The sequence below is a fragment of the Ramlibacter sp. genome, assembly GCF_041916345.1.
GTDB lineage: Bacteria > Pseudomonadota > Gammaproteobacteria > Burkholderiales > Burkholderiaceae_C > Ramlibacter.
Window position 1 is genome coordinate 1 of record NZ_JAYRZR010000020.1, and the last position, 26,039, is coordinate 26,039.

Below are 26,039 nucleotides of genomic sequence, written 5' to 3' on the forward strand. Positions count from 1 at the left end.
CCGGCGTGGGAGCCGGGGTGGGTGCCGGTGTGGGCGCGGGCGTCGGCGCCGGAGTTGGTGCCGGTGTGGGGGCGGGCGTCGGCGCAGGCGTCGAACTCACCACCATGTCGCCCGGCACCAGCGTCACCGTGTAGTTGCCGGGCACAAACCCGGCGCCGCCGACCGGGCTGGCGATGGTGATGGGATAGGTGGCTGGCGTGGCGGCGGCCGGTGCGCCGGTGCTGGCGAGCGTGACGCTGGCCACTGTCTCGCTGCCCACGAGGCCGCTGGCACTGAACTCGGTGCCGGTGAAGTTGAAGGTGGTGCCCTCGGTCTTGGTCTGGTTGTTCGCGGTCAGCGTGAGCGCGGCAGGCGTGATGTTGGCGGTCAGGCCGAGGGGCGGCGTGACCGTGTAGTTGCCGGCGTCGGCACCCACCAGCGTGACGCCCGACACGGTGACCGGCTTGCCGGTGCCGGCGTCCTTGTCGGCGAAGGTGCCGGTACCGCCGGAGGCCGTCACGACATCGGTGAGCAGGATGCCGCCGAGCGTGGGCGTGCCGGCCAGCGTGGCCGCCGTCGTGCCGTCGTAGACCTTGTTCGAGGCAGTGAGGCCGCTGACCGTGAGCGTGGCCGGCGTGATGTTGGCACTCAGGCCCGAGGGCGGCGTCAGCGTGTAGTTGCCCGCGTCTGCGCCGGCCAGGGTGATGCCGCTCACGGTGACCGGCTTGGCGGTGCCGACGTTCTTGTCGGCGAAGCTGCCCGTGCCGCCGGAGGCCGTGACCACATCGGTGAGCAGCACCCCGCCCAGGGTGGCGCTGCCGCTCAGCGTGGCGGCGGTCGTCGCGTCGTAGACCTTGTTCGCGGCGCTCAGGCCGGTCACGGTCAGCGGTGCCGGCGTGATGTTCGCGGTCAGGCCGATGGGGGGCGTGACGTTGTAGTTGCCGGCGTCCGCGCCGCCGAGCGTGATGCCGGAAACGGCGACTGGCTTGGCCGTGCCCACGTTCTTGTCCGCAAAGCTGCCGGTGCCGCCGGAGACGGTGACCACGTCGCTCAGCAGCACACCGCCCAGGGTGGCGGTGCCGCCCAGCGTGGCGGCGGTCGTTGCGTCGTAGACCTTGCTGGTGGCGCTCAGGCCGCTGACGGTGAGCGAGGCGGGCGTGATGTTGGCGGTCAGGCCGACCAGCGGCGTGAGCGTGTAGTTGCCCGCGTCCGCGCCGGCGAGCACGACGCCGGAGACGGTGACCGCCTTGCCGGCGCCCACGTTCTTGTCGGCGAAGCTGCCGGTGCCGCCCGAGGCCGTGACCACGTCGGTCAACAGGATGCCGCCCAGCGTGGGCGTGCCGGTCAGCGTGGCGGCGGTGGTGGCGTCGTAGACCTTGCTGGGGGCCAGCAGGCCGCTCACGGTGAGCGACGCCGGGGTGATGTTCGCGGTCACGCCGGTCGGCGGGGTCAGCGTGTAGTTCCCCGCATCGGCACCGGACAGCGAGAGGCCGCTGATCGTGACCGGCTTGGCGGTGCCGACGTTCTTGTCGGCGAAGGCGCCGGTGCCGCCGGTGGGGGTGACGACGTCGGACAGCAGGATGCCGCCCAGGGTGGGCGTGCCGGTCAGCGTGGCGGTCGGGGTGGCGTCGTAGACCTTGCTGGCGGCGCTGATCCCACTGACGGTCAGGGTCGCCGGCGTGATGTTGGCGGTGAGGCCCGCGGGGGGCGTCAGCACATAGTTGCCGGCATCCGCGCCGCCCAGCGTCACGCCGGTCACCGTGACGGGTTTCGCGGCGCCCACGTGCTTGTCGGCGAAGTTGCCGGTGCCGCCCGACACGGTGACCGTGTCGCCACCGATCACGCCGGAGAGCAGGGGCGTACCGCCCAGGGTGGCGGCGGGGGTCGCGTCGTAGACCTTGTTGTTCGCGGCGAGGCCGGTCACGAACAGCGTCGCCGGGCTGATGGTCGCGGTCAGGCCCACCGGCGGGGTCAGCAGGTAGTTGCCGGCGTCCGCGCCGCCCAGCGTGTGCGCCGACAGTGACACGGGCTTGCCCGCGCCCACGTTCTTGTCGGCGAAGCTGAAGCCGACGCCGCTGAGCGTGACCGTGTCCCCGCCCAGCACGCCGCTGACGAAGGGCGTGCCCGTGTGGCCGGTGGTCAGCAGGCCGTCATAGACCTTGTTGCTGACCGAGAAGCCGGCGAGCGTGAGGCTGGCCGGCGTGATGCTGGCGCTCAGGCCGGTCGGCGGCGTGAAGGTGTAGTTGCCGGCGTCGGCGCCGCCCAGCGTGAGGCCGGTGACGGTGACGGGCTTGGCCGCGCCCACGTTCTTGTCGGCGAAGCTGCCGGCGCCGCCGGAGACGGTGACCACGTCGCTCAGCAGCACGCCGCCCAGGCTGGCCGTGCCGCTCAGCGTGGCGGCGGTCGTGGTGTCGTAGACCTTGCTGTTCGCGCTCAGGCCCGCGACGGTGAGGTTGGCCGGGGTGATGTTGGCCGTCAGGCCCGCCGGCGGCGTGAACGTGTAGTTGCCGGCATCGGCACCGCCCAGCGTGAGGCCGGTGACGGTGACGGGTTTCGCTGCGCCCACGTTCTTGTCGGCGAAGCTGCCGACGGCCCCCGAGACGGTGACCGCATCGGACAGCAGCACGCCGGCCAGGCTGGCCGTGCCGCTCAACGTGGCGGCCGTCGAGGCGTCGTAGACCTTGTTGCTGGCGCTGAGGCCGGTGACGGTCAGGCTGGCCGGCGTGATGTTGGCCGTGAGGCCCACCGGCGGCGTGACCGTGTAGTTGGCCGCGTCGGCACCACCGAGCGTGACGCCGGTCACGGTGACGGGCTTGGCTGCGCCCACGTTCTTGTCAGCGAAAGTGCCGGTGCCGCCGGAGACGGTGACCACGTCGGACAGCAGCACGCCGCCGAGGCTGGCAGTGCCTGTCAGCGTGGCGGCCGTGGTGGCGTCATACACCTTGCTGGAAGCGCTCAGCCCGGTGACCGTGAGCGTGGCCGGCGTGATCGCGGCATTCATGCCGGATGGCGGAATGACCGTGTAGTTGCCCGCGTCGGTACCGCCCAGGGTGATGCCCGAGACGGTGACGGGCTTGCCGCCGCCCACGTTCTTGTCGGCGAAGCTGGCGGTGGCGCCGGTGAAGGTGACGTTGTCCGTCAGCAGCACGCCGCCCAGGCTGCCGATGCCGGTCAGCGTGGTGGCGGCGGTGGCGTCGTACACCTTGCTGGACGCGCTCAGGCCGCTGAGCGTGAGCGAAGCCGGCGTGATGGCGGCCGTCAGGCCCACCGGCGGCGTCACCGTGTAGTTGCCCGCGTCCGCGCCCGTCAGCGTGATGCCCGAGACGTTCACGCCCTTGGTCGGCCCGACGTTCTTGTCGATGAAGGCCGCGGTGGCGCTGCCGAAGCCCACCACGTCGGACAGCAGCACGCCGCCCAGCGTGGGCGAGCCGCCCAGCGTGGCGGCGGTGGTGGCGTCATAGACCTTGCCATTGGCCGTGAGGCCGCCGATCGTGAGCGAGGCTGGCGTGATGGCGGCGGTGATCCCCACCGGTGGCGTGACGATGTAGTTCGCGGCATCGGCCCCGGTCAGGTTGACCGTCGTCACGTTGACGCCCTTGGTCGGCCCCACGTGCTTGTCGATGAACGAACCGGTGGCGCTGCCGAAGCCGACCACGTCGGAGAGCAGCACGCCGCCCAGCGTCGGCGAGCCGCCGAGCGTGACGGCCGTGGTGGCATCGTAGACCTTGCCACTGGCGGTGAGGCCGCTCACCGTCAGTGAGGCCGGATTGATGTTGGCTGTCACGCCCACGGGCGGCACGGCGTTGTAGTTGCCGGCGTCTGGCCCCGAGAGCGTGACGCTCGAGACGTTCACCGCCTTGGCCGGGCCGGCGTGCTTGTCCGCGAACGCGGCACTCACGGCGCCGATGCTGACCGCATCCACGCCGATCACGCCGCCCAGCGTGCCGGAGCCCACCACGACCGCTGTGGTCGCGTCGTAGGTCTTGTCCGAGGCCAGCAGGCCGGTCACGGTCAGGTTGGCCTTGTTGATGTTGGCGGTGAGGCCGACCGGCGGGGTGACGACGTAGTTGCCGGCATCGGTACTGCCGAGATTGACGGCCGAGACGGTGACCGGCTTCGCGGTACCGACGTTCTTGTCGGCGAAGTTCGCGACCACGCTGGCCACGACCACGCTGTCCGAGAGCAGCACGCCGGAGAGCGTGGGTGAGCCGGTGAGGGAGGCCGTCGTCAGGCCGTTGTACGTCTTGGGCGCGGCGACCAGGCCGGAGACGGTGAGCGTCGCCGGCGTGATGTCGGCCGTCAGGCCGGTCGGCTGCACGACGGTGTAGTTCGTCGCGTCGGGACCCGTCAAGGTGTAGCCGGACACCGTCACCGGCTTGGCACCGCCCACGTTCTTGTTGGCAAAGGTCGCCGTCGGCGTGCCCGTCACCGAGACGATGTCCGCGCCGAACGGAACCACGCCCGCGGTGCCGGTCAGCGTGGCGGCCGTGGTCGCGTCGTAGACCTTGTCTTGCGCGGTCACGCCGCTCACCACGAGTGGCGCTGCCGTGATGTTCGCCGTAAGGCCGGTGGGCTGCACGATCGCGTAGTTCGGCGCGTCCGCGCCGCTCAGGCTGAAGCCCGTCACCGTCACGGGCTTTGCCGTGCCCACGGTCTTGTCGGCGAACGAGCCGATGCCCGGGCCGACGACGGTGACGGCGTCGCCGCCGATCGGCGTGACGGTCGGCGTGCCGGTCAGCGGGGCCACGGTGGACGAGTCGTACTGGCGGCTGACCGCGGAGACGCCGTTCACGGTCAGCACGGCCTGATTGATGGTGCTCGTGTTGTTGGGCGCGTAGGTCAGCGAGTAGTTGCTGCCGCCGTTGCCGTCGTTCACCGTCACGCCGCCGACGTTGACGGTCTTGCCCGTGCCCGCGTCCTTGTTCGTGAAGGCGAAGGTGCCGCCGCCGAGCGTGTCGCCGGAGAACAGGGTGCCACCGGTCACGATGGCCGTGCCCGCCGCGGATGTGTTGCCGTCGTACGACTTCGTCACGCTCGTCGTGCTCACCGTCAGCGGTGCGGGCGTGATGGTGGCGTTGGCCGAGATGAAGTTGCTCACGTAGCCGGCCGGCGGCGTGAGGGTGCCCTGGTTGATGGCATAGATGCCTGCATGCTTGGCGGGCGTGTTCACGCCGAGTGCGCCGGTGAACGTGTCCTGCAGGAACACATTGCCGTGGGCGGCGGCGTCGATCAGGCCGCTGGGCGTGAAGGTCAGGCCGCTGAAGGTGGCCGTGCCGTCGTAGGCGCGCGAAGAGGGGTTCGCCGTGATCGTCACCGTCGGCTGCAGCGCGAACACGTAGCGGTTGCCGGCCGGGATGGTGCCGGGCGGGTTGCCAGCCAGGGAGGCGTTGTAGATTGCGCTGTTGCCGGAGGTCAGCCCCCCGTACGAGTTGGCGCCGGGGTTGCTGGTGTAGACGATCCACCGCCCGCTGCCGGCCGAGATGACGCCCGCGCCGACGCCGTTGGCGATGCCGCTGCCGCTCAGCACCACCGCGTCGCCCGTGGCCGTGGTGGTGATGGTGCCCGACAGGGTCATGGCGTCCGGCGTGGTGATCCGCACCGGGCCCGAGCCGCCATTGACGGGCCCGCCCACCAGGAGGCCGCTGTTGCTGTCGACGATGTTCACCCCGCCGGCAGCGCTGATGGCGTTCAGGCTGCCGATCGCGTTGAGATTCGTGTCCAGCGACAGGGCGCCCGTGACGGTGCTGGCACCCACGCCCGCCGCACTGATCGCCGTGCTGGCCTGCTGCGTGACCGCGCCACCGATGCCGTTGAAGCTGAGGTTGCCGGAAGTCGACACGCCGCCGACGCTCACCGAGGTGGCGTTGCTGAAAGTCACTGCGCCAGACGCCAGGACCGAGCCCGAGCCCGTGTTGATGGCGCCGGTGCCGGCACCGTTCAGATTGACGGTGGGCGCGATGACCTGCTTGCCGCTGGCCAACGTGATGCCCGCGCCCGTGAGGCTCATCGTGCCGCCGGGCGTGTTCATGTTCTCGTTCACGGAGACGAGACCGGTGGCATTGATCTGCACGTTGCCCGAGCTGCTGGCGGAGACACCCACCACGCCATCCACCGTGCCCACCTGCACCGGCCCGTTGGCCGCGAGGTTGAAGCCCGCGTTGAGGGTCTTGCCGCTGACGACGCCGATCTGGTTGTCCCCGTGGTTCAGCACGACCGAGCCGGCGTCCACGTTCAGCCGCGCGATGTTCATCGGCGCGGTCTGCGTGATGCTGGAGGAGAGGCCGGTGACGAGGCTGAGCGGCTGGCCGGCGCCTAGCACCACGGCGCCGCCCACGTTGCCGACGGTGATGCCGCCGCTGTGCGTACTGCTGCCGATCACGTTGGCCTGGCCGCCATTCAGGAAGAGCAGTTCCGCGGCGGAGAGGTTCATCGCCGTCGTCTCGGAGATGCCCCCCAAAGTGATCGATCGGCTGGCCGTCGTCGGTGACACGTTGACGCGGCCTGTGCCGCTGGTGGCGACGGGCGACGCCACGTGCACGCGGTCGCCCTCCAGCTTCACCGTGCCGCCGGCGCTGCTGACGGTGGTGCCCGCCACGCGGACGTCGTGGTTCGTGGCGGCCGTGACCACGCCGCTGCCCGTGATGGTGATGGCCGAAGCCGTGGTGGTGCTCAGGCTGCCGGCCAGGTTCACGCCGGTGGCGGCGACTGCGCTCGGCGCGTTGACGGTGCCGGTGATCGTGGCCATGCCCGATGTGGTCAGCGAACCGCTGAGGTCGGCCGCGATGAGGCCGGTGGCCACGTCGGCCGAGTTCACCGTACCGGCGACCGTGAGGCCGGCCGTGCCGGCGGTCACCGTGGCGCTGGAGCCGACCTCGATGCCGGTTCCCGTTCCGCCGCCCGTGGTGAGCGTTCCCGTGAGCGAAACGGAACTTGTCGTTCCCGACTGCACGTTGCCCAGCACCTGCAGGCCCGTCCCTGCGCTGGAACTGGCATTGTTGTTCGTGCCGTTCAGCGTGATGTTGCCGGCGGCAAACACGCTCGCGGCGGACTCGATGCTCAAACCCGTGCTGCCAGAGGCCGCGCTGCTGCCGGAGCGCCCGGTCACCTGCACGCTGGCGCCCGAGACGCTGGCGCCGGTCCCCAGCCTGACGCCGTGGGAGACCGGCGTCACGCCACTGGGCCAGCCTGCGTCACCCTGGATCGTGGTCGAGCCGGTTCCCGTCGTCTGCACCGTCGAGGACGTGATCACCACGCCAGCCGCCGAAGGCCCCGCACTGGCGCCGCCTGAGACCAGCACGCCGGTCAGGTTGATGCTGCCGGAACCGCTGTTGGTGATCGTCGTGCCGGTGACGTTCGGGCCGATCTCCAGCGCGCTGTAGTTGCTGGTGGCGATGGTCCCGATGTTGATCGCGCCCCCGCTCGAGCCGACCGTGGCACCCGCCAGACGCACGCTGGATGTGCTGCTGTTGACGGTGAGGTTGCCCGTCCCGCTGGTCACCACGGCACGATCCAGCAGCACGCCGCGCCGGTCCATGCTGGCGTGGCTGCCGAAGAGGCCGAGCGTGCCGCCCGATGAGGACAGCGTGGCCTGGTCGATCCAGATGCCGTCCGTGTTGGTGAGCGCGGCGCCGCGGCCCTCCAGTGTGAGGCTGCCGCCGTTGGTCTGCAGCGTGGCGCCGGGGCCGACGATGACCGAGCCGCCCAGCAGCGAGGACACCAGGGAATCCGCGGAATAGCCGGCTTGCAGGTTGATGCTGAGCGGGCCGCCCGTGGAGCGGATCGACACGCCCGGATCCACCGTCACGTCGCCGTGCGCCGCGAGCTTGAGCGTGGCCGCCGAGGCGCCGGTCATCGTCACGTTCTCGGCCACGCGGATGCTGGTCTCGTTGGTGGGCAGGGCAGCCACCCCCGACGTCTTGACGACGACGTTGGCGCCGTTGTTGAGCACCGCCTCGATGACCGAGGGGGAGATGTAGGAGTTGAGGATGCCGGCGAAGCCGCCGAAGGTTTCCGTCGTCGTCGGCGCCGGCAGCGGGGAGGGCGCCGCGGTGACTTGCGGCTCGATGGACGGCGGCGGTGCCGTGCCGATGATGATCTCGGTCGGGTCCAGCAGCCACTCGCCGCCGCGCCCGCTGCCGGAGCGCGCACCGACCTGCGGCGCCACGCGCGCGTCGAGGTGCAGCTTGCCGGAGGTTTCCACCTGGCCGCCGTTGCCGCCCTGCGGCCCGCCCTGGGCGGAGATGGCGGCCTCGGTCCGCGTGGATCCGTCGGACCACAGCACGACCGTTCCGCCGTGGCCCGAAGCCATGGCATCGGCCGTGATGCGGGCGCCGGCCTCGGCCGTGGTGTTGCGTGCGTTGGCAAGGCGAGCATCGCCACCCTGCCAGCCGCCGCCCACGAGCACCTCACCGCCACCGGAAGGTCCGCTCGCGTCGATCTGCGAAGCCGCGCGCAGTTGCACCGCATCGGCGGTCACGTGGACGGAGCCACCCTGTTCACCCTTCGCCGCCGTGATCGTGCCGGCCACCTCGGCCGACTTCGCGCCCTTCAGGACCACGCGGCCCCCCTCGGTGGTGACGGCGGTGGCCTGGATGGCACCGGAGTGACGCAGGGTGGAGGCGAACATGCCCACGGCGTCGCCGGACAGCTTGCCCAGGTTCACGGCCTGGTCCGCCGGCGCCTTCACTTCGAGCTGGATGCCTTCGAGCCCGCGGCCCGTGACAGCCACCTTCTGGCCGGCGGCGAGCACGGTGGCGCCATCCTGCGCCTGCACCACGGCCGTGGCGTCGGTCTGCACGTCGGGTGCGATCAGCACGATGTCGCCACCGCGGGCGATCACCTGACCGGCCACGCGCAACGGGCCCGCCGTGCCATCCGATGCGAAGTTCAGGCGGCCCGCCAGGGCGTCGGCCTCGGTCATGCGCAGCGTGGACGCGGTGAAGCCCGCGGTGTCCACCACGGCGCCGGCGCCCACGGCGATGCCCGCCGGGTTGACCAGGACCAGCCGGCCGTTCGAGGACAGCGTACCGAAGATGGATGAGGGGTCTGGCCCCAGCACGCGGTTGATGGCGGTGCTGTTCGCGCTGGGCTGGTTGAACTGCGTCACCGTGCCGGTGGGCACCGAGAAGCTCTGCCAGTTCAGCGCCGAGTGCGCGCTGCCCGGCCCGTTCTGGGTGGTGACGGTGGTGCGGTTGCCCTGGGTGGTGACCGTGGCAGCGCCATGGATCGCCTGCAGGCCGGAGGGCTGGGCCCAGCTGCCGCCGGTGGAAAACGCGCCGGCCAGCGCCAGCGCGGCCAGCCGCGGCTGGAAGCCCGCGGCGGCAGGGGTGGCGGCAACTTTTCGGCGCCCGCGGAGGGCGACACGGGGCGAGGCGGCAGGACGAGGCATCGGCGTTCTCCCGGCGAAGCCCTCCCAGCGAAGGCCCCAACGGCAGCGGGGAAAAAGACTGGACTGACACCGTAGCACACGGTTACAGGCTTTGTAAGCAGAAGGCACGCCAAAGGTTGCCAATCAGCGACGAAGTTCACGACCCCAGCGCTCCGTGATGGCCTGCAGCCGATCCGCCCAGCGCCGATAATCCGCGCTGCCCCGATGACCGTTCCTGCCACGCCCTCGCACTCCATCTGGTCACCGCTGCGGCTGCCTGCCTTCCGCGGGCTGTGGACGGGCAGCGTCGTCTACTTCACCGGCAACGCCATGCAGGTCATGGCGGCGTCCTGGCTGATGGTGGAGCTCACCGGCTCGTCGTTCCTGGCGGCGCTGGTGCAGACGGCGGTGTTCCTGCCGATGTTCCTGCTGGCGCTGCCCGCCGGTGTGCTGGCGGACACCACGGACCGGCGGCGCCTCATCCTCTCTGCGCTCGCGGTGCAGACCGGTGTCTGCGTGCTGCTGGCGCTGCTCGCGATGGCGGGCTGGGCGGGTCCGGCCTCGCTGCTGCTGTTCACCTTCGCGGCCGGCTGCTGCACGGCGGTGCTGTCGCCGGCCTGGAACACCACGGTGGCCGACTCGGTGCCGCGGCAGGACATGCCGCAGGCCATCACCGCCATGTCCATCGCCTGGAACAGCGCGCGCGCCGTCGGCCCCTCGGTGGCGGGCTTCGTGTTCGCCTGGCTCGGCGCGGGCTGGGTCTTTGCGGCCGCCGTGGCCAGCACCATCGCGATGTGGCAGGCCGTGCGCCGCTGGCCGCCGCGCCCCCACCCGGAGACACGCTTGCCGGCCGAGCGCCTGTGGGGCGGCACGCTCAGCGGGCTGCGCTACGCACGCCACTCACCCATCATCCTGGCGCAGCTGCTGCGCGCCATTGCGTACACCGGTGCCGGCTCCGCGCTGTGGGCGCTGCTGCCCGGCATCGCGGCGCAGCAGCTGAACACCGGTGCGGCGGGCTTCGGCATTCTCATGGGTTGCCTCGGCACCGGCGCCGTGGCCGCCGGGCTGGTGCTGGGCAAGGTGCGTGCGCGGCTGGGCCTGGAGCGGCTGATCACCGTGGGCTGCATCCTGTTCGCGCTGGCCATGCTCGTGGCGGCCTACGTGCGCGTCCATGCCGTGGTCTATGCATCCCTCGCGGTGGGGGGCGCCGCCTGGATGGCGGTGATGGCCACCTTCAACACCGCCACGCAATCGAGCGCGCCGCCCTGGGTGCGCTCACGCGCGGCGGCGCTGCACACCCTCAGCTCGCTGGGGGCCTTCGCCATGGGCTCCGCGTTGTGGGGCGCCATTTCCGGCATCGCCGGCCTGCCGATCACGCTGACGCTGGCGGCGCTGGCCATGGCCGGGGGCATCTTCCTGGCGCGGCCGTTTCCGCTGCGCATGGGCGACGCGCACGAGATCACGCCCGCCACCGGCCTGTGGGAAGAGCTGCACATGCAGGACCCGCCGGCGCCGGAAGACGGCCCGGTGGCGGTGGAGCTGTCGTACCGCATCCGCGACGGCGAGGCGCAGGAGTTCCTGCATGCCGTGACGCAGCTGCGCGCGGCGCGCCGGCGCGATGGCGCCACCATCTGGCGGGTGTATCGGGACCTGGGCGACTCGTCGCGCTACGTGGAGCGCTTCATCGTGGCCAGCTGGGCCGACTACCTGCACCAGCGCGCCCGGGCCACCATGGCCGACCAGCAGCTGGAGGCGCAGGTGCGAGAGTTCCTGCAGCCGGGCGAGCAGGTCGTGATGCAGCACTACCTGGCCGAGCGCTGACGCTGAATGGCCCGGGAGGCCCGCAGGGGGCAGGGTCTTTGGCGCTCGGCTACCTTCAGCGCCATGCGAACCCTCGTTGCCCTTGTCCTCGTGCTTCTGGCAGGGCTGCGGCCCGCGGCCGCTACGACCTCCGCGCCCGACGTGTGGGCCGAGCTGCGCAAGCCCGGCGCCATCGTCCTGATCCGCCATGCGCTGGCCCCCGGCGTGGGCGACCCGCCTGGCATGCGCATCGGCGACTGCGCGACGCAACGCAACCTGAGCGACGAGGGCCGCGCCCAGGCACGACGGCTGGGCGAGCAGTTCCGTGAGCAAGGCGTGCGGGTGGGGCAGGTGATCAGCTCCCAGTGGTGCCGCACGCGGGAGACGGCGCGGCTGGCCTTCGGCAACGCGGTGCGCGACGAGCCCGCGTTCAACTCCTTCTTCGGCAAGGATGGCGCGGCGCGTGAGGCGCAGACGGCGCGGGCGCGCGAACTGCTGGCGCGCTGGAAGGGCCCTGACACGCTGGTGGTGGTGACGCACCAGGTCAACATCACCGCGCTCACGGGCCTGGGCGCGGCTTCGGGTGAGGCGGTGGTGCTGGCCCGTGACGCGCAGGGCGGCTGGAAGGTGCAGGGCAGCTTCACACCCTGAGTGGGCACTCAGGCCGCGGCCGGCGTCCCTTGCGCGCCCGCCTCGGCCGCCAGGATGCGGCGCACCTCGGCGTGGATCGCGTCGGCCAGTTCGTCGTTGCCGGCCATCGCGCGCAGCTCCTCGCGGGTGACCCATTGCACGCTCTCGCGCCAGGCCATCTTGAAGGCGTGCTGGCGTTTTTGCACGGCCAGCAGGTCGTCCGCGCTGCGCACCGGCACGGCCTTCGCGCCGCCGTGCAGGCGCCGCGCCAGTTCGGTGACATGGCGGTCCAGTAGGGCGGGCAGCGGGGTGCCGAAGGGCAGGAACTGGCCTTCCATGAACGGGGGCTGCGCCAGCAGGCCGGCCACCTGCGCATTGCTGGTCTGCAGGAAGCGGCCGTCGTCGAATTCGGTCTCGACATCCACGCACTGGCGCAGCGGCAGGTTCTGCGCGAAGGTGCGCGGCGCATCCAGCCAGCGCAGGTTGAGCAGGCCCTTCAGCAGCATGCGAAGGAGGCGGCCCATGCGGGGCTTCACCTGGTAGTAGCTGACCACGCGGTCGCCGTTCTCCGACACACAGCAGCGCACGAAGGTGGGCGCCAGCAGTGAGGTGGGTGAGCTGTTCACCGCCTTCTGCTCGAAGTCCCCCAGCATGCGAAAGCCGCGACGCTCCATCGCGGCCTGGTAGGCGTCATAGCGGGCCAGGTCCAGGTGCGGGTAGCGGCTGGCCTGAGTCGGCTCCATGAACTGCGGCGTGCCGAAGTTGCGCCGCATGTCGGCGAGGACGGAGCGCGCCGCCTCCGTCACGCCCGGGGGCACGCCGGGCGGGGCCGGGCCTTCGTCGGCAGACGGGCCCGCCCCGCGGCCGCGCAGGCTCAACAGCCCCTGCACCAGCCACCACACCCCCAGCACGTCCCTCAGCAGGATCCACCAGCCGAACACGCCGAGAAAGAGCGAGCGCCCGGTGACGAGGCCGATGCCGATGAACAGCGCGCCCCAGATGATGTTCTTCATGTGATCCTGCTCCCGTCTGTCTGGCCGGCAGGTTACCCGAGGGGCGACACGGAATCTGTGCGGTTGGTCACAGGTTGGTGGCGACGGTGCAGGAAAGCCGCACGTCCTGACGGGCAGCGGCCACCGGCTCGCGTCCATCGTTTCTCCATAGTGGTTCGATAACTTGCGGGCTTCTGCCAAGGAGATGCCCATGTTCCTTCGATCCGCACTGGCCGCTCTCGCTGCCTTGTCGGCCTGCGTCATCGCTCAGGCGCAGCCGCAAGGGCAGGGCGATCGCCCTGCCGGCCCGCCGCCCGAGGCGATCAAGGCGTGTGAGGCGAAGAAGTCGGGTGACGCGTGCCACTTCACCACGCCGCGCGGCAAGGAAGATGGCAGCTGCTGGGCGCCCGAGGGTCGACCGCTGGCCTGCCGGCCCAAGGGCGCGCCTGCCGGCGGGCCCCGAGGCGGCGCGCAGCCGCCACAGAAGAAGTAGGCGCAGGCGCCCGAGCGCTTTCGGACCGCACACGGGATGCCCGCCCGCGGCGCATCCCCCCTTCGGGCTAGCCGCCTCGCACCATCTGCGCTAGATTGCACCGATCCCCCGCCGCCCCCGCCGCGGGCCTCGCACCAGCCCTGCAGTCCGGAGGCGCACCGTGCAAAGAGAACTGGTTCCCGCCTCCCGCTCGCTCGGTGGCACGAGTGACCTGACGCTGCTCGCGCCCATCCGGCCGGGCTTCGTGCCCTCGCTCGAATCGGTGACCTACACCACGCGGGTGCGGCGCACGCTCGACGCGCTGCATGGCGCGCGGCAAGCGGCGCATGAGCACGCGCTCGCGCGGCTGCTCTCCGACGCGGTGGAGCGCGTGGGCGTGATCCACTCGGTGCGCGTGGCCGTGCTGGCGCCGCAGGGCCAGGTGCTGCTGGCTGTCACCTTCGATGGCAGCCACGATGCCTACATTCGCGTGCTGTGGCAGGAGGTGGGGCCGCTGCTGGACCTGATCTTCTGCAGCACGGTGGACTACGTGACTTCGCACGACCACGGCTTCGAGGCCTGGCTGGCCTGGGCGAGGCGCGTGCAGGTGGAGACGGGCTTCTTCTACGGCCCGCCCGACGCCACCGCGCGTGATGTGGTGGTGCATCGCCGGCTGGAGCGCATGCGCCGCCGCGGGCCGACCCACCCCGCAGACGAGTGGACGGCCGTGGCGCCCTCGGCCGAAGCGGCGGTGCGCAACCCCTACGGCGCCAGGCCGGACGATCCGCCGGTGCCGCCGCTGGATGAGTATGCGCAGGCGCGCGAACTCTCGGAGCAGACGCGCCATGGCCTGCAGGCGCTGGCCGGCCTCTATCGGCTGACCGATCTGTACCGACCCGGCACGCCGGATGGCATCACGCTGCGGCTCGCGGGCATCAACCTGCTGCGCGAGTTCGTGGCGCTGTACGGTCGCGGCCTGCCTGACGACAGCCGGCAGGAGGCCCGAAACCGATTCGCGCGGCAGCTGGACTGGCTGTTCCCGCCCTTGCCCGACGGCGCGCCCGGCGGCGCGGACCGGCATGACGTGGAGCCACGGCGCGAGCGCCCCCCGCTGCAGCCGCTGGACGAGGCCAGCCGTGCGGACATCCAGGGCGGCATCCTGCGCGGCTACGAGGGCACGACGCATGGGCTGCTGGTGCTGCTGGCCTTCGACCACGCGGAGGCCGCGGCCCGCTTCATCGACGCGGTGCGGCCCACGCTCACGGCTGACGCGCACGATCACGCGGCCCGCGCAGGCACCGTGTTCGCCAACCTGGCGTTCACCCCGGCCGGCCTGCGCGCCTGCGGCCTGGACGACGACACGCTGGACCTCTTCCCGGAAGACTTCCGCCAGGGCATGGCGGCGCGCGCCGGTCTGCTGGGCGATGTGCGCGTGAATCACCCGCGGCGCTGGCGGCTGCCGCGCGTCTTCATCGCGGCGGATCAGCCGCCGGGGGAGGCGCAGGTGGATCTGGCCGCGGTGCATGCCGTGCTGCAGTGGCGTTGCTTGGCGGCGCCAGAGGCGCAAGAGGCCGTGCACCACTGGGACGCAGGCCATCCGCTGCAGGAACTGCTGCGCCGGCTCGCTGCCTCAGGCATCGCAGGCCTGCGCATCCTGGCCGTGCAGTCGATGAAGCGGCAGCAGATCGCCGTGGATGGTGAAGGCGCCCCGCGCGTGGTGGAGCACTTCGGCTACGCCGATGGCGAGGGCCAGCCCGACGTGCTGGGCACCCGCGCCGATCCGCTGCAGCGTGTGCCGCTGGGCGAGGTGCTGGCCGGCTGGCACAACGTGGCCGATGTGGTGCCGCTGCCCGATGACCCGGGGCTCAGCACCGTGGCGGCCACGCGTCTCGGCTGGCTGCGCAATGGCAGCTTCCTGGCGCTGCGCCAGTACCGGCAGGACGTGGCCGCTTTCCGCGCGGCCGTCCACGCCGCCGCGCAGGTGCTGCACGCAGAGGCAGGTCTGCCGGACCTGGCGAGTGCGCGGGAGGTGGTGCTCGCCAAGCTGATGGGCCGCTATCCGGACGGGCGTCCGCTCGTGCCGAGGCGCCGGCCGGGCGGGCTGAACGACTTCGACTACCGCTCGGATCCGCATGGCGAAGCGTGTCCGCTGCATGCCCACATCCGCCGTGCGCATCCGCGCGAGGCCATGCCGCCCGGCGCGCGGCCGCCGCGGTTGATGCGCCGCGGCATGTCGTGGGGGCCGTCCTTCGAGGCCGATCCGCAGGCCGAGCGCGGCCTGGTCTTCATGGCCTACAACGCCAGCCTGGGCGAGCAGTTCGAGGTGGTGCAGCGCTGGCTGGTCGGCGGCAACAGCACGGGCGCGTCGTCGCGGCAGGCCTGCCCCATCGTGGGCGTGGCGGAGAGTGGCGAACCGCGGGTCTTTCCCTTCGTGCAACGCAACGGCGCCGCACGAGTGGTCGGCACCGTGCGCTTCGAGGAGGTGACGCCCCCCTTTGACGAGCCGGCCAGCGTGACCCGGCTGGACTGGGGGCTGTACCTCTTCACGCCGTCCCTGGGCGTGGTGGCGCGTCTCGGGCAGAGTGCCTGGCACGCGGCGCGGCAGCGCCCGGCCGCAGTCGGCGTACCGTGGCAGATCGCGCGCGGGCGGGCCTTGCTGGCGCACCTGCAGCGCGTCGGGGCGGAGGCGGACGCGGCCACCGCCATCGAAGCGTGGAAGGCCGCCATCGAGGACCCGGAGGCCATCGACCGGCTGGAGGCGGCGGCCCTGTGGGCCGCGATCCGTGAGGACCACGGCGGGGTGCTGCGCACGCCGTATGGCGTGCTGGTCGCGAGCCGCGCGTTGCTGCAGCAGGTGTTCCGCGATCGGGATCGCTGCTCGGTTTCGGGGCAGCGGCGGCGCATGCAGCGCAGCATCGGCGACATCGCGCTCGGCTTCGACGGCGGCAGCGCCGATGGCCACGCGTACTGGCGTGCCGCCGATCCCATCAACGCCGCGATTGCCGCTCTGGACCCGGAGGGCGTGTTCCAGCTCGCGCGCGCGGCCGCGACCCACAAGCTCGACGCCATCGTCGACGAGGCCCGGCGCCAGGCCCAGGACACGGGTGCGCCGTCGTTCCAGGTGCAGTTCGATGCGCGCGAGGTGGTGGACGAGGTGCTGGCCGATCTGGCCGAGGCGTGGTTCGGCCTGCGCGACGGGCCGCATTTCGCGCGGGGCGGTACCGACTGGGCGTGGCGCGAGGGGGAGCGGCCGCTGTACCCGGGCCACTTCACCGCGCTGTCGCGCTACATGTTCCAGCCGCATCCGGGGCCCGTGCCGCGTGAGCTGGGTGAGCGATACGGTCAGGCGTTGACCCGAGCCATGCGCCAGTGGGTGGACGCGCATCGTGCGGCAGGCACCGTGCCGCAGGCGCCGGGCGGCGGCGACGCGCCCATCACGGCGGCGGCCTGGCGGCATCCGCATCACGCGGACGACCCGCAGTTCATCGCCAGCACGCTGGTGGGCGTGCTGATGGGCTTCACGCCCACGATCATCGGTGCGGTGCTGAACGTGCTGCGCGAATGGCATCGCGACGGCGCCTTTGCGCGGCTGCGCAGCCTGCACGCCGGGCAGGCGATGGCGACGCTCGCGACGCTGGCCGATGCCCGCGCGCTGCTGCATGAACCCATGGCCGCCGCCGCGCGCATGCGGCCCATGCCGCAGATCGGCTGGCGTGAGGCGCGGCAGGCCTTCGTGCTGGGCGAGGGCGCCCATGCGGTCACCGTGCAGCCGGGCGAGCGCATCGTCACGGCCATGGTGTCCGGCACGCAGGAATCGCTGGTGGACGGCCTGCCGGATGGGCGGTTGATGTTCGGTGGCGTGCGCGAGGAGGGGCCGGGCCATCCCACCCATGCCTGCCCCGGCTATCACCAGGGCATCGCCGCGATGCTGGGCACGCTGGCGGCGCTGGTGGGCCGCGCGGAGGATCTGCGTGCGCTGCCGCAGCCGCAGGTGTTCGAGGTCCGGGGGGAGCTGCGGCGACGCGCGTCCCCGCTTCCATCCCCCGGCGACGACGACAAGCGCCTGTGGGAAAACGCCGCGGCCTGCCCGGTCCCCTTGCCGGCGCCCGGCACGCGACAAGGCCTGGTGATCGCTTGGGGCGACTCGTGGCTGGGGTATGTGCTGGGCCGCATCGATCTGCAGGACGCCCTGCGCGACTTCGGCTACGACGCGCCCGACGACTACTGCCGCCCGGCCCGCTGGCTGCGCGTGGCCGACATGGCGGCGCGCATCGCGGACTTCAGGCAGGACCTGCAGGATCGCTACCTGCCGGAAGGCCTGCGGTCTATCGTGCTGTCAGGCGGCGGGAATGACTCGGTCAACAGCGTGCTGAAGCAGCTGGTGCGCCCCTGCGGCACGCCGGGCGCCGCCGTCGATCGCGCTGCGCTGCGCGTGCACCTGGAAGGCATCGCCGCGCACTACCGCACGCTGATCCGCGGCATCCGCACCTTGCCGAACGGCCAGCCCTGCCGGGTGCCGGTGCTGCTGCACGGCTACGACCATCCGGTGCCGGTGGACAAGGGCTTTCCGCAGTGGCTGCGGCACCCGTTCCACGACCTGGGCTACCGGGACCCGGCGGCCCCGGACGACCGGCGACGGGTGGACGTAGCCGCCACCGCGCGCATCATGCGCACGCTGATCGACCGGCTGAACATCACCTTGATGAGGGTCGCGCGCGAGTTCGACAACGTGCACCATGTGGATCTGCGCGGCACGGCCGCGCGCCTGGCACCCGCGGATCCGGCGGCCGGCTGGCTCGACAACATGCATCCCTCGGCAGCGGGCTTCCGCTGCATGGCGGCCCGCATCGCGGAGGTTGTCGAGGCCGCGCCGCCCGCATGAATCGTCGGGTGCCGGGCGAACCTGTTCCATCCAACTTCAGCGCCCATGCACCTTTCGCTCTGCTACAGCCCGCTCAGCCCCTTCTGCCGCAAGGTCCGTCTGGCCATGGACCACAAGCAGCTCGCCTTCTCGCTGGTGGAAACCGACAGCCTGCAGGACCTGCCGGTGTGGAATCCGCGCGCCGAGGTGCCGATCCTGCTGCACGGGGACTTCGCGGTGTTCAACTCGCCGGACATCCTGGCGTATCTGGACCGGGCGTATCCTGATGCGCCGATCTACCCGAGCGAGGCGCGTCGCCACGCCGAGGTGCGCGCCTGGGAGCGCCTGGCCGACACGCAGCTCGACGCCATCGTCACCGTCATCGGCACCTGGTCGTTCGCCGACCTGCCGCCCATGCCGCCGGGCCTGTTCGACGCGGCGCAGAGGGACATCGGCGTGATCTACGACCAGTTGCAGGCGCAGCTGGCCGATGGCCGGGCCTGGGTGGCCGGAGAGATCGGCGCCGCGGACTACGCGTTGTACCCGCACGTCGCGGCCGGTAGCGCACTCGGCCTGAAGTTCGATCCTGAGCGTCACCCCGATGTGCAGCGCTGGTTCAAGGCCCTGCGCGCCCGCCCCGAGGCACGCATCGACACCGCCGCCGTGCGCGACTGGTGGGCCCAGCGCGAGCACAAGGACGTGGACACGACCCGCGTCAACTGGGGCACCCACCGCCTGGAATGGCTGCTCGCCAATGGCCACGCTGACTGGTTCGCCGCGCAGGTGCGCCAGGGCAAGGTGCTGTGGTCCACCGGGCCGAAGAACAATGCCTACAACAGCCCGCTGGCGCCCGCGTGGGCGCGGGCGATGGTGGCGCGGCAAGCCGTTGGCGACGCGAATTCAGCCTGAATCGGCCTGCGTCCGGGTACGGGGGCTCACAAGCGCGCCAGCCACTCCCGCGCGCGGCTCGCATGCCACGGCATGCCCATTCGATCGAAGCGTTCAGCGGCGGACTCGGCCAGTGCGCGGGCCTCGGGGAGGGCATCCCAAGTGGACAGCACTTCGCTGCGGGCGAGGTCGTTCACGGTCTGCTCGCGCGGGGAACTACGCAGCGCCGCGGAGGCATCGGCCTGCTGCAGGTATTGCAGGGCGCGAGGCCGGTCGCCCCGTGCCGCGGCGAGACGGGCGAGCGCACGGCAGCCCATCGCCTCGCCATGGCGGTCGGCCGCGCGGACGCGCCGCATGAGCTGCGCCGCATGGCGCCGTGCCTCGGCCTCCAGGCCCAGGCTCGCGGTCGCCTCTACCAGCCAGCCGTGGTTGAGCGAGGTGGAGACGGCGCCGCCGCGCTCCTCGATCCACTGCGTCGCCTCGCGCAGCAGCTGCAGCGAGGCGGGGTCCCCGTTCAGGGCCCAGCCGCCACACGCGCCCAGCGCGCGACCCATGGCGGTGAGGTAGCGGCTGCGGCAGCGCAGGGCCAGCTCCGCCCCTGCAAAACCGATCTCGCGCGCCTCCGCCCAGCGGCCCTGCCACAGGTAGGCCACGCACATCAGCTCCCGCACCGAGGCGCCGACCGAATGGTCCTTGTCGCCGAGCAGCCGCAGCGACTCTGCGAAGGCCTCATGCGCCTCGTCGAAGCGGCCCAGATCGGCCAGCGTGTAGCCGGTGCGGCCCAGGGTGTAGGCCGATCCGATGGCGGTGCCGCTGCCGGGGCGGCTCTGCGCGCGCTTGCTCTCCACCGCGCGGGTGAGCAGCGGCAGCGCGCGCCCGTACAGGCCGGCCGAGGCTAACGACTGACCCAGCGTTGCCTCCACCTGCGCCACCAGCTTGGCGTCGCCGCAGGCCTGGGCATGCACCAGCGCCTGCTCCGCATGGCGCACCGCCTCGCGCGGGCGGCCACGGCCATAGTTGACGTAGGCCAGCCAGTACTCGGCCCGCGCGATCGCATCCGGATCGCCCGTCTCGCGCGCCAGCCGCGCCGCACGCCCGAACTGGCCGAAGCCCTCGCCCATGTCGATGGGGTCGAACACGCAGGTCTGGCCCAGCCGCTGCGCGATGCCGCACCAGCGCAACTTGAGCGGCGCCGTCAGCTGGGGCAGGGCGTCCAGCGCACGCAGCGCGGTGAGGTAGTGCGCCCGTGCGCGGTCCAGCGCCATCGCGGCCAGCGCCTTGTCGCCCGCGGCCTCGGCGTAGTGCGCGGCCTTGTCGCTGTGGCCGGCGGCGTCGTAGTGATAGGCCAGGGCCTCCAGGCGCTCGAAGGCGTCGGCCCCATCGGCGCCCGGCTCCAGCGCCTCGGCCACGCGCAGGTGCAGGGTCTTGCGGTCGGCGGGCTGCACCGTGGCATAGACCGCGTCTCGCGTCAGCACATGGCGGAAGCGCAGCAGGCCCGGCGTGGTCGCCGGTGCGATGAAGTCCGTGGCGGCCAGCGCATCGGCCAGCGTCTGCGGTGAGTCGAAGCCGGCGAGCTGCTGCAGCAGCCAGTCGGGGAACGCGTGGCCAGCCACCGAGGCGGCACGCAGCAGCTCCGCCTGCGTGGCAGGCAGGCGCGCCAGCCGCGAGGCCACCAGGGCGCTGATCCAGGCCGTGCCGGAACGCCGCGCACTGGCGTGAAAGTCGCCTTGCGCCGCCGCATGGCACAGCTCCTCGATGAAGAGCGGCGTGCCGCCGGACTGGCGGTGGATCTCCTGCGTGATGAAGGGCTCCGCGCCCGGCAGCCAGGCCGCGATGGCGGCGGCGGACTGCCCTGCATCCAGCGGCGGCAGGGCCAGCACGCGTGCATCACGAAGCATTGCATCCTGCTCGGGCACCGGGCGGCTTGCCACCAGCACCATCAACGGCATGCGGCGCGCCAGCAGCGTGTGCAGCGCGGTGCGGCTCGCGTCGTCGGCCCATTGCCAATCGTCCAGCACCAGCACCAGCGTACGCTGCAGGGCCAGCACGGAGATGAGCTCCACCAGCGCACCCAGCAGCACGGCCGGCGGCGGCGCGCCACGACCGTCGCGGCCCGCCAATGTCTGGGCCAGCGGCTGCACGTCGGCGGCGGCGCCGCGCCCCAGCGCCGAGCGGATCCATTGCATGAAGGGCTGCAGCGGCTCGGCGCCGAGGTAGCCCTCGCAGTAGCCATGCAGCACCTCGAACTCGGCGGGGGCCAGGCGGCGCTGGAACTCCTCGATCAGCCGCGTCTTGCCGATGCCGGGTTCACCCTGCACCAGCACCAGCGGTGACTCCCCGCGGCGGGCCCGTTCGGCAGCGGCCAGCAGTTCGGAGAGGGCCGCCTCGCGCCCGACGAAGGGCAGCGCGCCACGGCGCGCGGCGGCGTCGATGCGCCGCTGCACCGCCGCGCGGCCGTCGATGCGCAGCACGTTCAGCGGCTCGGCGCGGCCCTTGATGGGCACCCGCCGCAGCGGCGTCACGTCGAAGAAGTGCGCCTGCGGCCCCAATGTCTCCTGGCTGACCAGCACCTGGCCGGATGCGGCCAGGCTGCACAGGCGCGCGGCGGTGTTAGGCACCTCGCCCACCACGTCGTAGCGGCCGCGCTCGATGTCACCTTCGATCACCAGCACGAGACCGCCATGGATGCCCGAATGCATTTGCATGCTGGTCGCCGCGAGGCCTTCGCCGGCGCGCAGCCGGCCCACCGCTTCATGCAGCTCCAGCGCGGCCTCGGTGGCGCGGCGGCCATCGTCTTCCTGGGGTTGCAGATGGCCGAACAGCGCCAGGATGCCGTCACCCTGCAGCCGCGCGATGCTGCCGCCGTGACGCGGAATCACTTCGCGCGCGATCTCGCGGAAGGCGGCCAGCAGTTCGGAGTAATCCTCCGCCTCCAGCCGCTCGGCATGCTCGGACGAGCCCGAGACGTCGGCGAAGAGCACGGTGACATAGCGGCGCTGGCCGCTTGCGTGCGCGGGCCCGGTGCCCGGTGGTCCCTCCCGAGTGGACGTCATGGCCGGCGATTCTGCATGAGGCCCCGCGCCGGGGCAACGGCCCTCCGCGCGCTCAGCGTCGCCAGGCGCGCACGCCGGCCAGCGCGGCGCGCGAGGCCCACGGCAGCAGACCCAGCAGCAGCAGGGCACCGATCACCGGCGGCGACCACAGCATGTCGATCGAGCGCACCGCGGCCAGTTGCGTGCCGGCGTTCACGTACACGGCCGTGCCGGCCAGCATGCCGAGGTAGCTGACCCACGCATAGGTCCACACGGGCATGGTCGTCAGGCCCATCAGCGGATTGAGCACGAAGTAGGGGATGACCGGCAGCATGCGCAGGCTGAACAGGTAGAACACGCCGTCGCGAGCGATGCCGCGGTCGACCGCGTCGAGGCGATGACCGAGCCACCGCCGCACGGGGGCCTGCAGCAGATGGCGGGCCACCGTCATGTTGAGCGTGGCCCCGACGGTGCATGCGGCACAGGCGAGCAGGGTGCCCCACCACAGCCCGTAGCCCGCGCCCGCGGCCAGGCACAGCACGCCGGCGCCCGGCACGGGCAGGGCGCTGACCAGCACGAAGAGCAGCAGGAACGCCGCGGTCACGGCCAGCGGCTGTTGCATCAGCGCGTGGTGAAAGGCCTCATGGCCCTGCTGCAGCACCCGCAGGTTCAGGTGGTCGTGCAGGTTGAGCTGCCACGCCGCGAGGGTTGCAGCCACGAGGGCACCGGCCCATGCACCAGCATGGAGGATCTTCATGGCGTCGCACCCGCTGCGCGGGCGTGAAACTGCCGCAGTTCAGCGGCCCTGGCCTGGACAAAGGCCGCGCCCACGCCCATGGCGTGCCGGCGGTAGTCGGCCGAGAAGCCCGCGTAGTAGCCGCTGTCCGGGTGCAGCAGGAGATCGGCGGCCCGGGCATCCGGCTCGGTCAAGGCGCGCTTGCGCAGATCCCCAGGGCGCCACTTCTCCGTGCCGGGAGGCGCGTTCCACTCGTGCGCCGACGCGTCCATGGCCAGCACGCGCACCGCGCCCAGCTCGCGCGCGGCGTGCACCGGCAGCGGCATCACCAGATCGGCATCCATCGCGCGGCGGTTGCCCAGGCGCACGGGCGCAAAACGGCCCTCGATCGCGCAAGAGGCCTGCACGGCCAGGCCGATGTCGCCATGGTCGAAGACCAGCGGCTCGCGCGTCTCGGCGTCTGCCGCGACCACCGCGCAGGGCGTAGGCAGCTGCTGCAGCTCGCGGGCTTCGACCGTGCCCCGCAGCCAATCGATCAGCCCGCCGGCGTCCAGCCAGGGCGGGCCCAGCACGGGCCGCACGGCGTCGAGCATGCCGATCTCCAGCGCCAGGCTTTCCAGCCGTTCAGCCGGCAGGCGGGCAGCGACCAGGCACGCGACCACGGCGCCGATGGAAGCACCCATCACCAGATCGGGCCGCAGGCCCAGCCGCAGCAGGCCCATGGCCATGCCCACGTGGACGAAGCCGCGCGGCCCGCCGGAGCTGAACACCCATGCCGTGCGAAACGGGCCGCGCCCGCCGCGTCGCGCGGGCAGGTGGCCTGCCGCACCGGTACCGCGCCCGCAGCCACCCAGCAGGGCCACGGCCGAGGCGGTGAGCCACGCGCGCCGCGAGCAGCGCCCGCGCGCAGGGTCCACCGGGCGGGTCATGGTGGCGCGAAGGGGGACTGGCGGCACGATGCCCTCAATCCGCCAGCACGATCGGCTCCAGCGCCTCGCCCTGGGGCAGGATCTCGCCGATCACGCAGGCGTGCGGATAGCCCAGCGCGTGCAGCTCGCGCAGACAGTCGGCCACGCGGTCCGCCGGCACGCTGGCGAGCAGGCCGCCGGCCGTCTGCGGATCGAACAGCAGCGGGTAGCGCGGGTGGTTCACGTAGTCGGCCTGGTTGCGCAGCGCGCGCCGCAGCCGCACGTTGGCGGGCTGCAGGCTGCTCAGGATGCCTTGCTCGACGCATTCCTGCGCGCCCGGCAGCAGGGGCAGCGCATGCAGGTCGATGCGCGCGTCCACCTCGGAAGGCCGCGTCATCTCCACCAGGTGGCCCAGCAGGCCGAAGCCGGTGAGATCGGTACAGGCGGTCGCGCCATGCGCGAGCAGGCAGCGCGCGGCGGCCTGGCTGGACTGCATCATCGAATCGAGCGCGGCGTCGATCCAGCGGCCCCGCGCCACACCGCGCGGGTGCGCCGCGAACAGCGTGCCGGTTCCGATGGGCTTGGTCAGTACCAGGGCCTGGCCGGCCTGCATGCCGCCCTTGCGCAACACGCCGGTCAGGCCCTCTGGAATGAGGCCGTTGATCGCGAAGCCGAGCGCCAGTTCGCGGCCCTCGCCCGTGTGCCCGCCCACCAGCGCGCAGCCGGCGGCGTTGAGCACGTCCACCGCGCCCGCCATCATCTGGCGCAGCAGGTCCTCCACCTTCGCCTCCAGGCCGGGCGGCACGGTCACGATGGCGGTGGCGCTCTGCGGCTGCGCGCCCATCGCGAAGATGTCGCCCAGCGCGTGATTGGCCGCCACGCGGCCGAACACCCAGGGGTCGTCGATGAAGGCACGGAAGAAGTCCACCGTGTGCACCATCGCCATGCCGGGCGGCACGCGCACGATGGCGGCGTCGTCGGGTGCATGCAGGCCGATCAGCACGTCGTCGCGTTCCACCGGCTGCAGGCTGCCCAGCGCGCGGGAGAGCACGTCGGTGCCGACCTTGGCGCCGCAGCCGCCGCAGCGCATGGCAATGGCGGAGATGGCCTGCCGCGATTCGTCGGCGTCGAGCGCGAGGCTGCTTGTGTCGGGCGACGGCGAAGGCGCAGCTGACGCCTGCATCGGCGGCAGATCGTTGAAGCGGCGCATGAACCGGCGGTCGATCCAGTCCTTCCATTGCCAGACCCAGTCGCCCGCGAAGCCGAGGGCCCCGCGCGAGGCCACCGCGTGCCGGTCGCCCGTGGTGATGAGCGCGAGCCACCGGCGCTGCGGTCGGTACGGGCGCAGCGGCTGCTCCTGCACCGACCGGCGCAGGTTCTCCGCGAGCGGGCGGCCCTGCCGCACCGCGAACACACCGGCCTTCTCACGCGGGTGGTTCACCATCGCCGCCACATCTCCGGCCGCGAAGACATGGGGGTCGCTCACGCTGCGCAGGCAGTCGTCCACCTGCACGAAGCCCTGCGCGTCCAGGGCCAGGCCGGTCTCGCGCAGCCACGCGGCACCCCCGGCGCGGGTGACGAAGATGATCTCGTCGGCGTCCAGCCAGTCCGCGCCGAGTGCGCTGCCCGCATTCAGGGCGCGCGTGGTCCGCAGCGCGCCGGGCTGCACCTCCACCACCTCGGCCCGCGTGTGCAGGCCCACGCCGCGCGCCGCGAGCGCCGCCTCGAAGTGGCGCCGCACGCGCGCGTTGTGGGTGGGCAGGATGCGCTCGTCCGCGGTCAGCAGATGAAAGCGCAGTTCGTCCGGGTCACGGCCGGCCGCCTGCAGCTCCCGGCGCAGGCGGTACTGCATGGCGAGCAGCGTCTCGACCCCGCCCGCGCCGCCGCCGGCCACCGCCAGCGTGGTCGGACCCGCGTGCGTGCGCACGCGGGCCAGCAATCGCAGCCAGCGATCATTGAAGCGCACGATGGGCTTGACTGGCACCGCGTGGTCGGACGCGCCCGCGATCTGCGCCACCTGCGGCGTGGAGCCGATGTTGATGGACACCCGGTCGTAGGCGAGCGGCGGGCGGTCGCGCAGCAACACGTGCTTCTGCCCGCGGTCCAGCCCGGTGACCTCGGCGCGGATGTAGCGCGCACCCGCCCAGACGCACAGGCGCGAGAGGTCGATGTGCACGTCGTCGTAGTCGTAGTGGCCCGCGATGTAGCCCGGCAGCATGCCGGAGTAGGGGGTGTGCGTGTCGGTGCAGATCAGCGTGAGCCGCACGCCCGGCTGCGGGTTCATGGCGAACATGCGCAGCACGCCCACGTGGCTGTGCCCGCCACCCACCAGCACGATGTCGCGCAGCACCGGTTGTTCGGTTCCTTGCATGGA

11 protein-coding genes are annotated in these 26,039 nt (G+C 72.1%); 5 read left to right on the forward strand and 6 right to left on the reverse strand.

What is annotated here, in order from left to right; all coding sequences use genetic code 11:
• On the reverse strand, positions 1–9,367 hold a 9,367-nt coding region (locus ACE3T5_RS07835), incomplete at its 3' end, for a YDG domain-containing protein (protein WP_374666214.1).
• A 204-nt stretch (positions 9,368–9,571) separates the two neighbouring features.
• On the opposite strand from ACE3T5_RS07835, the gene ACE3T5_RS07840 reads away from it, so the two are divergent.
• Together ACE3T5_RS07840 and ACE3T5_RS07845 are read left to right on the forward strand one after the other, a co-directional pair.
• The gene (locus ACE3T5_RS07840) at positions 9,572–11,167 is read left to right on the forward strand and encodes an MFS transporter (RefSeq protein ID WP_374666216.1); all 1,596 of its coding nucleotides are present in this window, start codon (positions 9,572–9,574) and stop codon (positions 11,165–11,167) included.
• A gap of 63 nt (positions 11,168–11,230) precedes the next feature.
• On the forward strand, positions 11,231–11,797 hold the full coding sequence (locus ACE3T5_RS07845) for a histidine phosphatase family protein (RefSeq protein WP_374666218.1): 567 nt from the start codon (positions 11,231–11,233) through the stop codon (positions 11,795–11,797).
• Positions 11,798–11,805: 8 nt separating this feature from the next.
• Here the strand turns inward: ACE3T5_RS07845 and ACE3T5_RS07850 are convergent, their stop codons facing one another.
• On the reverse strand, positions 11,806–12,789 hold the full coding sequence (locus tag ACE3T5_RS07850) for a hypothetical protein (protein WP_374666220.1): 984 nt from the start codon (positions 12,787–12,789) through the stop codon (positions 11,806–11,808).
• A 190-nt stretch (positions 12,790–12,979) separates the two neighbouring features.
• Here ACE3T5_RS07850 and ACE3T5_RS07855 point away from each other — a divergent pair, with 190 nt between their 5' ends.
• The 3 genes from ACE3T5_RS07855 (at position 12,980) to ACE3T5_RS07865 (ending at position 19,010) form a co-directional block, all read left to right on the forward strand.
• A complete protein-coding gene (locus ACE3T5_RS07855; RefSeq protein WP_374666222.1) occupies positions 12,980–13,261 on the forward strand; it encodes a hypothetical protein in 282 nt (93 codons plus the stop codon).
• 160 nt (positions 13,262–13,421) lie between these two features.
• The gene (locus ACE3T5_RS07860) at positions 13,422–18,122 is read left to right on the forward strand and encodes a hypothetical protein (protein WP_374666224.1); all 4,701 of its coding nucleotides are present in this window, start codon (positions 13,422–13,424) and stop codon (positions 18,120–18,122) included.
• Positions 18,123–18,167: 45 nt separating this feature from the next.
• Entirely contained in the window at positions 18,168–19,010 is an 843-nt protein-coding gene (locus ACE3T5_RS07865; RefSeq protein ID WP_374666226.1) for a glutathione S-transferase family protein, read from the forward strand.
• A 26-nt stretch (positions 19,011–19,036) separates the two neighbouring features.
• On the opposite strand, the gene ACE3T5_RS07870 is transcribed toward ACE3T5_RS07865, so the two are convergent.
• The 4 genes from ACE3T5_RS07870 to selD are packed head-to-tail and all read right to left on the reverse strand — an operon-like array spanning position 19,037 to position 26,036.
• Positions 19,037–22,042, reverse strand: a complete 3,006-nt coding sequence (locus tag ACE3T5_RS07870) for an AAA family ATPase (RefSeq protein ID WP_374666228.1) — start codon at positions 22,040–22,042, stop codon at positions 19,037–19,039.
• A gap of 52 nt (positions 22,043–22,094) precedes the next feature.
• Positions 22,095–22,739, reverse strand: coding sequence for a TVP38/TMEM64 family protein (locus tag ACE3T5_RS07875; RefSeq protein WP_374666230.1), 645 nt, complete (start codon positions 22,737–22,739; stop codon positions 22,095–22,097).
• A 35-nt stretch (positions 22,740–22,774) separates the two neighbouring features.
• Entirely contained in the window at positions 22,775–23,686 is a 912-nt protein-coding gene (locus ACE3T5_RS07880; RefSeq protein WP_374666232.1) for a patatin-like phospholipase family protein, read from the reverse strand.
• Between the two features lie 34 nt (positions 23,687–23,720).
• The gene (gene selD, locus ACE3T5_RS07885) at positions 23,721–26,036 is read right to left on the reverse strand and encodes a selenide, water dikinase SelD (RefSeq protein WP_374666234.1); all 2,316 of its coding nucleotides are present in this window, start codon (positions 26,034–26,036) and stop codon (positions 23,721–23,723) included.
• Between the last annotated feature and the right edge of the window lie 3 nt (positions 26,037–26,039).

Excerpts from the sequence above, each read along its gene's own strand:
- ACE3T5_RS07840 (WP_374666216.1), top strand. The coding sequence starts at position 9,572 with ATGACCGTTCCTGCCACGCCCTCGCACTCCATCTGGTCACCGCTGCGG.
- ACE3T5_RS07845 (WP_374666218.1), top strand. The coding sequence starts at position 11,231 with ATGCGAACCCTCGTTGCCCTTGTCCTCGTGCTTCTGGCAGGGCTGCGG.
- ACE3T5_RS07850 (WP_374666220.1), bottom strand. The coding sequence starts at position 12,789 with ATGAAGAACATCATCTGGGGCGCGCTGTTCATCGGCATCGGCCTCGTC.
- ACE3T5_RS07855 (WP_374666222.1), top strand. The coding sequence starts at position 12,980 with ATGTTCCTTCGATCCGCACTGGCCGCTCTCGCTGCCTTGTCGGCCTGC.
- ACE3T5_RS07865 (WP_374666226.1), top strand. The coding sequence starts at position 18,168 with ATGCACCTTTCGCTCTGCTACAGCCCGCTCAGCCCCTTCTGCCGCAAG.
- ACE3T5_RS07870 (WP_374666228.1), bottom strand. The coding sequence starts at position 22,042 with ATGACGTCCACTCGGGAGGGACCACCGGGCACCGGGCCCGCGCACGCA.
- ACE3T5_RS07880 (WP_374666232.1), bottom strand. The coding sequence starts at position 23,686 with ATGACCCGCCCGGTGGACCCTGCGCGCGGGCGCTGCTCGCGGCGCGCG.
- selD (WP_374666234.1), bottom strand. The coding sequence starts at position 26,036 with ATGCAAGGAACCGAACAACCGGTGCTGCGCGACATCGTGCTGGTGGGT.